This window comes from Streptomyces sp. NPDC006450, assembly GCF_040612195.1.
Taxonomy (GTDB): domain Bacteria; phylum Actinomycetota; class Actinomycetes; order Streptomycetales; family Streptomycetaceae; genus Streptomyces.
This window is the reverse complement of record NZ_JBEXPT010000031.1, coordinates 1-13171: the sequence shown is the minus strand read 5'-3', so window position 1 is coordinate 13171 and position 13171 is coordinate 1. Positions and strand designations below refer to the sequence as shown.

The window sequence follows — 13171 nt, the reverse complement described above, 5'->3', positions numbered from 1 at the left end:
CGGCAGGGGGCACGGGAGGGGGAGGCAGAGTGCTGTCCGTCACCCCCGCAGCGTAGCCCGCACATCCGCGCCGGGGCGGGGGAGATCGCACGACACGGGGGAGCGGCCGGGGGAGAGTCGTCGCGGCCCGGTCAAGAGTGCGGTACCGTCCAACGTCGTGAGCCTTGTACGTCGCTGTTCGCGCACCGCGTGCGGCCGCCCTGCCGTCGCGACTCTGACGTACGTCTACGCCGATTCGACCGCAGTTCTCGGCCCGCTCGCCACCTACGCCGAACCCCACTGCTACGACCTCTGCGCCGAGCACTCGGAGCGCCTGACCGCCCCGCGCGGCTGGGACGTCGTACGCCTCACCGATGGTTCGGCGCCCTCGCGTCCCACCGGTGACGACCTGGAAGCCCTCGCCAACGCCGTGCGCGAGGCGGCCCGTCCGCCGGAGCGCGCGGCCGGGTCCGGCGGCAGCGGTCAGGGCGGTCCCAGCACCGGGGAGACCCGGCGCGGACACCTGCGCGTCCTGCGTTCGCCGGACGCCTGACATCGGGCTGATCCGAGAAGCCGCACGGCGTCCACGGTAGGTTTGCCTCACCGCACATCACCTTCAGGGGGGCAGGCAGTGGCCACCGATCTTTCGAACATCGTCAAGGCGTACGACGTACGGGGCGTCGTGCCGGACGAGTGGGACGAGCACCTGGCAGGACTGTTCGGGGCCGCCTTCGTCGAGGTGACCGGCGCCTCGGCCATCGTCGTCGGCCACGACATGAGGCCCTCCTCCCCGGCCCTGTCCCAGGCCTTCGCCCGCGGCGCGGCCGCCCGTGGCGTCGACGTCACCCTCATCGGTCTGTGCTCGACCGACCAGCTGTACTACGCCTCCGGCAAGCTGGACCTGCCCGGCGCGATGTTCACGGCCTCGCACAACCCGGCGCAGTACAACGGCATCAAGCTCTGCCGGGCCGGCGCCGCCCCGGTCGGCCAGGACACCGGCCTCTCCACCATCCGCGAGCTCGCCGAGAAGTGGAGCGACGAGGGCGCACCGGCGATCCCCGAGGGCACCGTCCCGGGCACCGTCACCGAGCAGGACACCCTCACCGGCTACGCCGATCACCTGAAGGGCCTGGTCGACCTCACCGCCGTCCGTCCGCTCAAGGTCGTCGTCGACGCGGGCAACGGGATGGGCGGGCACACCGTCCCCACCGTCTTCACGGGCCTCCCGCTGGACCTGGTCCCCATGTACTTCGAACTGGACGGGACCTTCCCGAACCACGAGGCCAACCCCCTCGACCCGAAGAACATCGTCGACCTCCAGGCCCGCGTCCTGGCCGAGGGCGCCGACCTCGGCATCGCCTTCGACGGCGACGCCGACCGCTGCTTCATCGTCGACGAGCGCGGCGAGGGGGTCTCCCCGTCCGCCATCACCGCCCTGGTCGCCGCCCGCGAACTGGCCCGCAACGGCGGCACCGGCACCGTGATCCACAACCTGATCACCTCCTGGTCCGTTCCCGAGGTCGTCCGCGAGAACGGCGGCACCCCCGTCCGCACCCGCGTCGGCCACTCCTTCATCAAGGAGGAGATGGCCAAGTCCGGCGCCATTTTCGGCGGCGAGCACTCGGCGCACTACTACTTCAAGGACTTCTGGAACGCGGACACCGGCATGCTCGCCGCGCTCCACGTCCTCGCGGCCCTCGGCGGCCAGGACGGCCCCCTCTCGGCCCTGGTCTCCTCCTACGACCGCTACGCGGGCTCCGGCGAGATCAACTCGACCGTCGCCGACCAGACGGCCCGCCTCGCCGCCGTCAAGGCCGCCTACGGTTCCATGGAGGGCGTCACCCTCGACGAACTGGACGGCCTCACCGCGACCAGCGCCGACTGGTGGTTCAACGTCCGCGCCTCCAACACCGAGCCGCTGCTCCGCCTGAACGTCGAAGCCCGCGACGAGGCCACCCTCGCCAAGGTCCGCGACGAGGTCCTGGCCCTCATCCGCGCGTAAACCACAGACGGCCCCGCGCACCACGACGCCCGTGCCCACAGGCTCCGGCCGGCAGGAACAGCCTGCCGGAGCTCGAGGCGCGGGGTCCGCGGCGCAGCCCGTCAGCGCCGCCGCACCTGATCCCTGCCGTACGCCGAGTGCTCCTCCACGCCCCCGGCACCGGGGGTGCTCCTGCACCCGGCACCGGGGGTGCTCCTCCACCCGGCACCGGGGGTGCTCCTGCACCCGGCACCAGAGGTACTCCTCCACCCGGCACCGGGGGTACTCCTCCACCCGTCACCAGAGGTACTCCTCCACCCGTCACCAGAGGTGCTCCTCCACCCGTCACCAGAGGTGACTCGGCGGTAGGCTGACCTGGCCCGATCCTCATCCCCGAAGGGAAGCACCCCATGCCGCTCGAAGCCGGCCTGCTGGAGATCCTCGCCTGCCCCGCCTGCCACTCCCCCCTCCAGGACAAGTCGGCGGACGAAACGGCTCCCGAGCTGATCTGCACCGGCCAGGACTGCGGTCTCGCCTACCCGGTCCGCGACGGCATCCCCGTGCTCCTCGTCGACGAGGCGCGCCGCCCCGCCTGAGCCTCCTGTCGCCACCCCGCGCAAAAGCCGAGACTGGTTCCGTCACCACACTGGTTCCGTCACAGACATAGCCGGAGGCCGCCATGCTCGACGAGTCACTCCTCGACGCACCTGACGATCTCGCCCGCGCCGACCGCCGCGGCCTGCTCCGCGGCGCTGCCGACGCGGGCGCACGGGTACGCACCGCGGCCCGGCACGCCGCCGAGGCCGGTCTCGCCGACCTGCACCCCGACGGCCGCCCCCGCGCGGTCCTCATCGCCGGGCCCGGCACCGCCTCCTCTGGGGTCGCCGACCTGCTCGGGGCGCTCGCCGGCGCCTCCGCGCCCGTCATCCGGCTGCACCCGACCGGCGTCGCGCACGCCGCCGGGGCCCTGCGCTGGACCCTGCCCGGCTGGGCCGGCCCCGTCGACCTGCTGCTCATCGCCACCACCGACGGAACCGAGCCCGGCCTCGCGGTCCTCGCCGAGCAGGCCTACCGGCGCGGCTCCACCGTCGTCGCCGTCGCCCCCGAACGCTCGCCGCTGAGCGAAGCGGTGGACGGCGCGCACGGGCTCCTCGTACCGATGGCCAAGGCCCCGTACCAGGAGTACGACGAGTCGGCCGCGGCCGGCCCCGGCGCCCTCTGGGCCCTGCTGACCCCGCTGCTGGTGCTCCTCGACCGGGTCGGCCTGATCACCGCCGCCCCGCACACCCTGCAGCTCGTCGCCGACCGGCTCGACCGCACGGCCGAACGCTGCGGCCCCGCCATCGCCACCTACACCAACCCGGCCAAGACCCTGGCCGCCGAGCTCGCCGACTCCCTCCCGCTCATCTGGAGCGAGGGCGCCGCCGCCGGACCCGCCGGGCGCCGCTTCGCCGCCACCCTCGCCGAACTCGCCGGCCGGCCCGCACTCGCCGCCGACCTTCCCGAGGCCCTCCCGGCCCACGGGGTCCTGCTCGCCGGCGCCTTCGCCGCCGGCGCCGACCCCGACGACTTCTTCCGCGACCGAGTGGAAGAACCGCAGGCCCTTCGCGCACGCATCGTCCTGCTGCGCGACCGGCCCGCAGGCGGACTGACAGCCGCCCCTGCCGCACGAGAGCTCGCCCTCAGCCACGACACGGCCATCAGCGAGCTCGCACCGGAGGAGGGCACAGAGCTGGAGCAGCTCGCCGAACTCCTCGCCGTCACGGATTTCGCCACCGCCTACCTGGCGTTGGCCTCCGGGGGACACAGCTGAGGCGCACGAACGCGCCCCTCTAGCCCAGGAAGACGACCGATGGACCGCCTCACGAACACGATCCGCCCCTACGCCTGGGGATCGACCACCGCGATCCCCGAACTCATCGGAGTCGCACCGACCGGCGAACCCCAGGCCGAGTTGTGGATGGGCGCCCACCCCGGCGCCCCCTCACGCCTCGATCGCGGAGCGGGCGAGAGGTCCCTCTCGGACGTCATCGCGGCCGACCCCGAAGGCGAACTGGGAGCCGCCGCCGTCCGCAAGTTCGGCCCCGGGCTCCCCTTCCTCTTCAAGGTCCTCGCCGCCGGCGCCCCGCTCTCCCTCCAGGTCCACCCCGACCTCGCCCAGGCGAAGGCCGGGTTCGAGGACGAGGAGCGCCGCGGCGTCCCGATCGACGCACCGCACCGCAACTACAAGGACGCCAACCACAAGCCCGAGCTGGTCTGCGCCCTCACCCCCTTCGAGGGCCTGTCCGGATTCCGCCCGCCGCTGGAGGCCGCCGCCCTGCTGGAGGGCCTCGGCGTCAACTCCCTGAAGCCCTACGCCGACCTCCTGCGGGCACACCCCGAGGAGGCGGCCCTGCGCGAGGTGCTCACCGCCGTCCTGACCGCCGACCGGGCCGAGACGGCCCATACGGTCGCCGAGGCCGCGGCCGCCGCCGAGCGGCTCGGGGGCCCGTACGCCCCGTACGCCGGACTCGTCCACCACTACCCGGGCGACCCCGGTGTCATCGCCGCGATGCTCCTCAACCACGTGCAACTCCAGCCCGGTGAAGCCATGTTCCTCGGCGCCGGCATTCCGCACGCCTACCTCGACGGCCTCGGCGTCGAGCTCATGGCCAACTCCGACAACGTCCTGCGCTGCGGGCTCACCCCCAAGCACATCGACGTGCCGGAGCTCCTGAAGGTCACCCTCTTCGAGCCCGGCGACCCCGGCATCCTGCGTCCGGAGGGCAACGGCGAGGAGGTCTACGAGACCCCCATCGACGAATTCCGGCTCTCCCGCTTCGTCCTGGCCCCCGGCGGCGCACCCCGGGTCGTCCCCGACGCCACCGCGCAGATCCTGCTGTGTACGGCGGGCTCCCCGACGGCGAACTCCGCGAAGTCCGGCGAACTGGCCCTGGCACCCGGCGAGTCGGTCTTCGTACCGGCCGGCGAAAAGGTCGAACTGTCCGGAATCGGCACCGTCTTCCGTGCCACTGTGGTGGTCTGACGTACCGTCCCTCTCGGTGGCTGTGAGAATCTGCGGCCGTAGCGCGGCGTCCCGGCCCGGGGCGCCGCACCGAGGAAGGGATACATCGCAACCATGAGCGCGTCGGGCGGTACCAAGGCGATCGTGGCGGCACTCGCCGCCAATCTGGCCATCGCGGTAGCCAAGTTCGTGGCCTTCGTCTTCAGCGGCTCGTCGTCGATGCTCGCGGAGAGCGTCCACTCGCTGGCGGACTCCGGAAACCAGGGCCTGCTCCTGCTGGGCGGCAAGAAGGCCAAGCGCGAGGCGACCCCGGAACACCCCTTCGGGTACGGGCGCGAGCGCTACATCTACGCCTTCCTCGTCTCCATCGTGCTGTTCACCGTCGGTGGCATGTTCGCCATCTACGAGGGCTACGAGAAGATCCACGAGCCGCACGAGATCACGCACTGGTACTGGCCGGTCGGCGTCCTCGTCTTCGCGATCATCGCGGAGTCCTTCTCCTTCCGCACCGCGATCAAGGAGTCGAACGAGATCCGCGGCAGCCTCACCTGGGGCCAGTTCATCAAGCGCGCCAAGGCCCCCGAGCTCCCCGTGGTCCTCCTCGAAGACCTCGGCGCCCTCATTGGCCTCGTCCTCGCCCTCGGGGGCGTCGGCATCGCCCTGCTGACCGGCAACGGCGTCTGGGACGGCATCGGCACCCTGTGCATCGGCGTCCTGCTGATCGCCATCGCCATCGTGCTCGCCGCCGAGACCAAGTCCCTGCTGCTCGGCGAGGCCGCGGGCACCGAGGACGTGGAGAAGATCAAGGCCGCCGTCGTCGACGGGGACGTCGTGACCGGCATCATCCACATGCGCACGCTGCACCTCGGCCCCGAGGAGCTCCTGGTCGCCGCGAAGATCTCCGTCCAGAGCGACGACACCGCGACGGAGGTGGCCAACGCCATCAACGCCGCCGAGGCCCGCATCCGGGCAGCGGTCCCGATCGCCCGCGTGATCTACCTGGAGCCCGACATCTTCAACGCCGAGGCCGCGGCCAAGGGCACCAACCCGGGCCACTGACCCCACGCCCGACACGAAGAGCCCCCTGCACGCACGCAGGGGGCTCTTCACGTTCCGCGGCTACTGGATCTCGCGCAGCACGTCCAGGATCGCGGCCTTGCCGGGCGCGGCCTGCAGCCGCTCCCGGAAGCCGGTGTCCATCAGCTTGCGCGACAGCAGCGCAAGGATCCGCAGGTGCTCGTCCCCGGCGGCGGCCTCCGGCACGGAGATCATGAAGACCAGCCGGGCCTTCGTCCCGTCCAGCGCACCCCACTCGATGCCCTCGTCGGACCGGGCGAAGCCCACCGTCGGGCGGGTCACCGCGTCCGTCTTGGCGTGCGGGATCGCGATGGACTCGCCGAGGCCCGTCGTCCCCTGCGCCTCCCGGGCCAGGGCGACCCGTACGAGCTCGTCCACGTCGGTGACGTTGCCGGTCGTGGCCAGCATCTCGGCCATCTCGCGGATCGCCGCCTCCTTGGAGTCCGAGGCCAGCTCCGTCTTCACGGTCTGCTCGGTGAGGTACCCCGACAGCACCTCGGGCGGTCCGCCCGCGGCCACAGGGGCCGCTGCGGCCGGCTGCGCCCGTACGGCCGTCCCGGCGCCCGCACCCCCACCGGCGCCCACGGGGGCACCCGCGCCGACCAGGGCCGGCTCCGGCGCGAGGACCGCGGGAGCGGAGGCGGCGCCCTCCCGGCGCAGCTTGAACTCGATCAGCGCGTTCGTGGTCAGCGCGGTCACGACCGTACCGGCGGCGATGGCCACGAAGAACATCGCGACTCCGCTGATCGCACCGAACAGCGAGACGATCGGCCCGCCGTGCGGCACCGAGTCCTGCACCCCGGCCACACCGGCGATCGCACCGGCCACCGCGCCACCGAGCATGTTCGCGGGGATGACCTGCGCGGGCCGGGCCGCGGCGAAGGGGATCGCTCCTTCGGAGATGCCGAAGAAGCCCATGAACAGGGCGGCGAGCCCGGTCTCCTTCTCCTCGTCGCTGTAGACCTTGCGGCGCAGCAGCGTGGCCAGGCCCTGGCCGAGCGGCATGACGGGGATGGCCGCGGCGGCCATGCCCATGACGTGGTTGTTGGTGCCGATGAGGCCGACGGCGACGAGGAACGCGGTCTTGTTGACCGGACCGCCCATGTCGAAGGCGATCATCAGCCCGATCAGGGTGCCCAGCACGATCGCGCTGGAGCCCGTCATCCCGTTCAGCCAGTCGGTCAGGGTGGTGAACAGCCAGGAGATCGGCCTGCCGATCACATAGATGTAGAACAGGCCCAGCGCCACGGTCGACACGATCGGGATCACGATGATCGGCATGATCGGCTGGATGACCTTGGGGACCTTGACCTTCTTGATCCACACGACCAGATAGCCCGCGAGGAAGCCCGTCGCGATGGCGCCCAGGAAGCCGGCGTTCGCCTCGGCCCCGTAGATGTGCACCGCGTCCGCGGCGAGGAAGCCGCCGATCATGCCGGGTACCAGGGCCGGCCGGTCGCCCAGCGCGTAGGCGATGTAGCCGGAGAAGATCGGCAGCATCAGCGAGAAGCCGGTCACGCCGAGCTTGTTGACGTAGAACCAGAAGGTCCCCTCGGGAATGACCAGTCCGCCCTGGGCGTCCGCGTGCCCGCCGAGGGACAGGGACACGGCCAGCAGCAGACCGCCCACGACCACGAACGGGATCATGTGGGAGACGCCGTTCATCAGCGCCTTGTACGCCTGACTGCGCTGCTTGCCACCGCCGCCGCTGCCCGGCGCCGCCGAGGTCCCGGCCTGCACCGGCGCGCCCTGCGCGCGCCGGATCAGTTCCTCCGGCTTGTGGATGCCGTCCGCGACGCCGGTGGAGAGCACCCGCTTGCCGGCGAACCGGTCGAGGTCGACCTCCTTGTCGGCGGCGACGATGACGGCGTCGGCCTCCCTGACATCGTTGTCAGAGAGCACGTTCTCCGCCCCGATCGAACCCTGGGTCTCCACCTTGATCGAGACGCCGAGGCGGTCGCCGGCCTGCTGCAGCTTCTCCGCGGCCATGTACGTGTGCGCGATACCGGTGGGGCACGCGGTCACGGCGACGATCTTCACGGGCTTCCGCCCGCTCGCGTCCCCGCCTTCGGGAGGGCCTGCCGGACTGGTCACTGGAATCTCCTCACGCCACATGCGTTGTCCTGCGGGATCGCGCGTACAACCCGACCCACCGGCATCCTCCTGCAGGTAAGGGGTGGATCAAAAGTCCGAAAGGCCCCTAATCTTCCGCCGGAGGCCCCGAACTCCACACCAGACTTGCCCTCAGGTCACCTGGGCCGTGCTCCGCCGATCGGTGTAGATTCGTCATCAGTGTCAGGCGTCGCTGCTGATGGCGGTCGGGCGGTCTTCGAGACCGGCCGAGGGGAGAGAGGACCCCCGACGGACTGAGTGCCTTGTGCGCCGTCTGGACGACGGTGCGCGGCTCAGCCGTACCCACCTCTCCACCTCACGAGGAGCAGCACCCACATGACTGCCGCATTTACCGACTTCAAGGTCGCGGACCTCTCCCTCGCCGTCTTCGGACGCAAGGAGATCACCCTCGCCGAGCACGAGATGCCCGGCCTGATGTCGATCCGCCGGGAGTACGCGGCCACCCAGCCGCTCGCCGGCGCCCGCGTCACCGGCTCCCTGCACATGACCGTGCAGACCGCCGTCCTCATCGAGACCCTCGTCGCCCTCGGCGCCGACGTCCGCTGGGCCTCCTGCAACATCTTCTCCACCCAGGACCACGCGGCCGCCGCCATCGCGGTGGGCCCGAACGGCACCCCGGAGAACCCGCAGGGCGTCCCCGTCTTCGCCTGGAAGGGCGAGACGCTGGAAGAGTACTGGTGGTGCACGGAGCAGGCGCTGACCTGGCCGAACACCCCCACCGGCGGCCCGAACATGATCCTCGACGACGGTGGCGACGCCACCCTCCTCGTCCACAAGGGCGTCGAGTTCGAGAAGGCCGGCGCCGCTCCGGACCCGTCGACGGCGGACTCCGAGGAGTACGCCCACATCCTGACCCTCCTCAACCGCACCCTGGGCGAGGCCCCGCAGAAGTGGACGCAGCTCGCGTCCGAGATCCGCGGCGTCACCGAGGAGACCACCACCGGCGTCCACCGCCTCTACGAGATGATGGCCGAGGGCACCCTGCTCTTCCCGGCGATCAACGTGAACGACGCCGTCACCAAGTCGAAGTTCGACAACAAGTACGGCTGCCGCCACTCCCTCATCGACGGCATCAACCGCGCCACCGACGTCCTCATCGGCGGCAAGACCGCCGTGGTCTTCGGCTACGGCGACGTCGGCAAGGGCTGCGCCGAGTCGCTGCGCGGCCAGGGCGCGCGCGTCATCGTCACCGAGATCGACCCGATCTGCGCTCTGCAGGCGGCGATGGACGGCTACCAGGTCGCGACCCTGGACGACGTCGTCGCGACGGCCGACATCTTCATCACGACCACCGGCAACAAGGACATCATCATGGCCGCCGACATGGCCAAGATGAAGCACCAGGCCATCGTGGGCAACATCGGCCACTTCGACAACGAGATCGACATGGCCGGCCTCGCGAAGATCGAGGGCATCGTCAAGGACGAGGTCAAGCCCCAGGTCCACACCTGGAAGTTCCCCGACGGCAAGGTCCTCATCGTCCTGTCCGAGGGCCGCCTGCTGAACCTGGGCAACGCCACCGGCCACCCGTCCTTCGTCATGTCGAACTCCTTCGCGGACCAGACCCTGGCCCAGATCGAGCTCTTCACCAAGCCGGCCGAGTACCCCACCGACGTCTACGTGCTCCCCAAGCACCTCGACGAGAAGGTGGCCCGCCTCCACCTCGACGCCCTCGGCGTCCGCCTGACCACCCTGCGCCCGGAGCAGGCCGCCTACATCGGCGTGGACGTGGACGGCCCGTACAAGCCGGACCACTACCGCTACTGATCCCCACGGATCCGCAGCACCCACGCGGCACCCAGCAGCACCCACGCGTCAGGCCCCCGGCATCCGTGCCGGGGGCCTGCCCCGTACCCGCCCGAAACCCAGGAAGACGCCCATGCCCCGAGGCCGCTACTCGCTCCACGACCCGCACGACCACACCCCCCTCGGCGAGGAGCACTTCCACTGCGCCCCGGGCCCCTCCGGCTGGCGCTACGTCTCGCAGCTCACCGCACCCGACGGCGCTCACCGCGGCTCCGTCGACCTGGCCGTCGACGAACTGGGCCGCCCCATCCGCCTCGAGGTCAACGCCTCCAGCTGGCAGGTCCGCGGCGCCGCCATCGACGGGATCACCTGGGTCCGCACCGACCCCGCCGGAGCGGAAGCCACCGAGGGTAACGTCCCCGGGGCCGCCGGCTTCACCGGCACCTCCCCGGCCTTCCTCGTCGCCACGGCCCGGCTGCTGCGCCTGACCCCCGGCGCCCCCGCCACCCGCGTCCGCCTGGTCGCCTTGACCGACCCCGTCCTGGCGGCCCGTACGACCGACCAGGCCTGGGCCCTCCTGCACCGCGCGGAGCACCCCACGGACAGCGGCCCGCTGCTGGTCGACGAGTACCGGGTCACCGCCCTGGACACCGGAGAGATCCACACGGTCCACATCGCCGGGGACGTGGTCCTCTCGGCCCCCGGCATCGAACTCGAACACCTGGAGACCCCGCCCTCCGCCTTCACCGACTAGTCAGGCGGGCGGCGCGAACCCGGTCGCCTTCGGCGGCTCCGCAGGTACGGGTGCGGGTACGGACGCGGGTGCCACCGGAGCCGCGGGAGCCGCGACGGGCACCACCGCGGGAGCCGCCACGGCCGGCATCACCACGGGCGAAGGCTGCCCGTACGCAACCGGAGCCGCCCCGGGAGCGGGCTGCTGCCGGAAGGCCCGCGCGGCGTCCCGCGACTGCCGCTCGTGCACCACGGCCATCAGGAACGCGGCGGCGGGCACCCCGGCCGGCGGCGGAGCCCCCGTGCGCGCCACCAGGTCGTCCGCGAGCCGGGCCGCCATCGCGGCGCCCACCTGCGGATCGAGCTGGTCCATGCGCGTCAGGTACTGCCGGATCGCCAGCCACAGCCCGTCGGGCACCGCGGACAGGTCGAGCCCGCCGAACCGCCCGGCCAGCCATGGCGGCGGCGGGGGCACCGGCATCACCCGCGCCCCCGGCACCCGCTCCCGGACGACCAGCGTCCCGCCGAACACGTCCCCGAGCCGCCGCCCCCGCTCGGAGAACAGCGATGCGATGCAGGCCACGGATCCGAAGGTCAGCAGCAGTTCGAAGACACCGAAGGCCCCGCGCACCAGCGCGTGCCGGAAGCGGATCGGCCCGCCGTCGTCGCGCACCACGCGCAGCCCGCACGCGAGCTTGCCGAGCGAACGCCCGTGGCTCAGCGTCTCCACCGCGATCGGCACGCCGACCATGATGAGGACGAAGGAGGCGACCGACACGGCCGCCCGGGCCGCCCCGTCCATCGAAGCGGTGGCCAGGACCAGCCCTACGGAGATCAGCAGGTACCCGGCGACGTACACGACCAGGTCGAGCAGGATCGCCAGCGCCCGGCTCGGCAGTCTCGCCGGCCGCAGCCCCAGGACGACCGCGTCCCCCGTCACCAGATCGCTCACCGATGCACACCCTTCACGTGACCTGCCCCGCCCCATCGGCCTCCAGTCTGCCAAGCTGACGAGGCAAGCAGGAGAAAATGCCAGAGGGACCAGGGGCAGGGGAGCGCCAACCGCATGGATCTCGACGTCTTCGTTGCGGCCCACCAGGCCGAGTGGGCCCGCCTGGAACAGCTGCTGGGCCGCGGCCGGCGCCTGACGGGAGCCGAAGCGGACGAACTCGTCGCGCTCTACCAGCGCACGGCCACCCACCTCTCCCTCGTCCAGTCCAGTGCCCCCGACCCGATGCTCACGGGCCGCCTGACCCAGCTCGTCGCACGAGCCCGGGCCACGGTGACGGGCACCCGCAGGTCCGGCTGGCGCGACGCCGCCCGCTTCTTCACCTCGGGATTCCCGGCCGCCGTCTACCTCAGCCGCCGCTGGTGGATACCCACGGCACTGATCTCCACCGCCGTCGGTGTGCTCGTCGGCTGGTGGATAGCCACCCACCCGGAGATCCAGAACGCCATCGGCGCTCCGGAAGACCTGAAGGCGATGACGAAGCCGGGCGGCGGGTACGAGACGTACTACTCCAGCCACCCCGCGGCGTCCTTCGCGGCCCAGGTCTGGACGAACAACGCCCAGGCCGCCGCGATCTGCCTGGTCCTGGGCGGCTTCCTGGGCCTGCCGGTCCTGTACATCCTGTGGCAGAACATGCTCAACCTGGGCGTCGGCATCGGCCTGATGTCCTCGGCCGACCGCCTCGACGTCTTCCTCGGCCTGATCCTCCCGCACGGCCTGCTCGAACTGACCGCCGTCTTCGTGGCCGCCGGTACGGGCCTGCGCCTGGGCTGGACGGTCATCGACCCCGGCCCCCGAACCCGCCGCGTGGCCCTGGCCGAACAGGGCCGCGCCGCCCTCGGCATGGCCGTCGGCCTGGCTGCGGTCCTCTTCCTCTCCGGCCTGATCGAAGGCTTCGTCACTCCCTCCGGCCTGCCCACATGGGCCCGCATCGGCATCGGCGTGGCCGCCGAGGCGGCCTTCCTGCTCTACGTCTACGTCCTGGGCGGCCGCGCGGCCCGAGCCGGCGACACGGGCGACGTGGAGCAGGCCGACCGGACGGCGACGCTCCCCACCGCGGCCTGATGTGCGTAGGGCCGTGCTGAGCTGCTAGTCTCCTCGTCGTCCCGCAAACACCGTTGACACGACGGCTGCGGGGAGGTAGATTCGAACGGTTGCCTCGAACTGGACAAGTTCGGCAGTGATGGTTTAGAGTCTCTCTCGCCCCAGGAATTGAATTCCAAGCGGGCACAACCAACTCTTCATTCAGGAAACTGAAGCCGGGAAATCCGGTGGAAATCTTCTGATAGAGTCGGACTCGCCGGAAAGGGAAACGCGAAAGCGAAGAACTGGAAGGCGGAAAACAAGCGAGACTGACTCTGATAGAGTCGGAAACGCGAGAACGAAAGCCCGGAGGAAAGCCCGAGAGGGTGAGTACAAAGGAAGCGTCCGTTCCTTGAGAACTCAACAGCGTGCCAAAAATCAACGCCAAAAGTTGATACCCCGTCCATTTCGGTGGATGAGGTTCCTT

12 protein-coding genes are annotated in these 13171 nt (G+C 71.2%); 9 read left to right on the top strand and 3 right to left on the bottom strand.

Annotated features, from left to right (window positions below; genetic code table 11):
- Window positions 1-157: 157 nt before the first annotated feature.
- The 6 genes from ABZY57_RS12960 (at window position 158) to ABZY57_RS12935 (ending at window position 6023) form a co-directional block, all read left to right on the top strand.
- Window positions 158-532, top strand: coding sequence for a DUF3499 domain-containing protein (locus ABZY57_RS12960; protein WP_356511159.1), 375 nt, complete (start codon window positions 158-160; stop codon window positions 530-532).
- 78 nt (window positions 533-610) lie between these two features.
- Complete coding sequence (locus ABZY57_RS12955; RefSeq protein WP_356511157.1) at window positions 611-1981, top strand: phosphomannomutase/phosphoglucomutase; 1371 nt, start codon at window positions 611-613, stop codon at window positions 1979-1981.
- Between the two features lie 389 nt (window positions 1982-2370).
- The gene (locus ABZY57_RS12950; protein WP_215149771.1) at window positions 2371-2556 is read left to right on the top strand and encodes a Trm112 family protein; all 186 of its coding nucleotides are present in this window, start codon (window positions 2371-2373) and stop codon (window positions 2554-2556) included.
- A gap of 83 nt (window positions 2557-2639) precedes the next feature.
- Window positions 2640-3773, top strand: a complete 1134-nt coding sequence (locus tag ABZY57_RS12945; RefSeq protein ID WP_356511155.1) for an SIS domain-containing protein — start codon at window positions 2640-2642, stop codon at window positions 3771-3773.
- Window positions 3774-3812: 39 nt separating this feature from the next.
- Window positions 3813-4985, top strand: coding sequence for a mannose-6-phosphate isomerase, class I (gene manA, locus ABZY57_RS12940; protein WP_356511154.1), 1173 nt, complete (start codon window positions 3813-3815; stop codon window positions 4983-4985).
- Window positions 4986-5078: 93 nt separating this feature from the next.
- The gene (locus ABZY57_RS12935) at window positions 5079-6023 is read left to right on the top strand and encodes a cation diffusion facilitator family transporter (RefSeq protein ID WP_356511152.1); all 945 of its coding nucleotides are present in this window, start codon (window positions 5079-5081) and stop codon (window positions 6021-6023) included.
- A 60-nt stretch (window positions 6024-6083) separates the two neighbouring features.
- Here ABZY57_RS12935 and ABZY57_RS12930 read toward each other — a convergent pair whose 3' ends face one another.
- Window positions 6084-8135, bottom strand: coding sequence for a fructose-specific PTS transporter subunit EIIC (locus ABZY57_RS12930; protein ID WP_356511151.1), 2052 nt, complete (start codon window positions 8133-8135; stop codon window positions 6084-6086).
- A gap of 354 nt (window positions 8136-8489) precedes the next feature.
- Between ABZY57_RS12930 and ahcY the strand changes: the two genes are divergently transcribed.
- Both ahcY and ABZY57_RS12920 read left to right on the top strand, forming a co-directional pair.
- Window positions 8490-9941, top strand: a complete 1452-nt coding sequence (ahcY, locus tag ABZY57_RS12925) for an adenosylhomocysteinase (RefSeq protein ID WP_356511149.1) — start codon at window positions 8490-8492, stop codon at window positions 9939-9941.
- A 112-nt stretch (window positions 9942-10053) separates the two neighbouring features.
- Window positions 10054-10674, top strand: coding sequence for a hypothetical protein (locus tag ABZY57_RS12920; RefSeq protein ID WP_356511148.1), 621 nt, complete (start codon window positions 10054-10056; stop codon window positions 10672-10674).
- Here ABZY57_RS12920 and ABZY57_RS12915 read toward each other — a convergent pair whose 3' ends face one another.
- Complete coding sequence (locus tag ABZY57_RS12915) at window positions 10675-11604, bottom strand: RDD family protein (protein WP_356511147.1); 930 nt, start codon at window positions 11602-11604, stop codon at window positions 10675-10677.
- Between the two features lie 114 nt (window positions 11605-11718).
- Between ABZY57_RS12915 and ABZY57_RS12910 the strand changes: the two genes are divergently transcribed.
- Window positions 11719-12726, top strand: a complete 1008-nt coding sequence (locus ABZY57_RS12910) for a stage II sporulation protein M (RefSeq protein ID WP_356511145.1) — start codon at window positions 11719-11721, stop codon at window positions 12724-12726.
- Window positions 12727-12902: 176 nt separating this feature from the next.
- On the opposite strand, the gene ABZY57_RS12905 is transcribed toward ABZY57_RS12910, so the two are convergent.
- Window positions 12903-13171 (bottom strand): hypothetical protein (locus tag ABZY57_RS12905; RefSeq protein ID WP_356511143.1); only part of this gene is annotated, 269 nt, incomplete at its 5' end.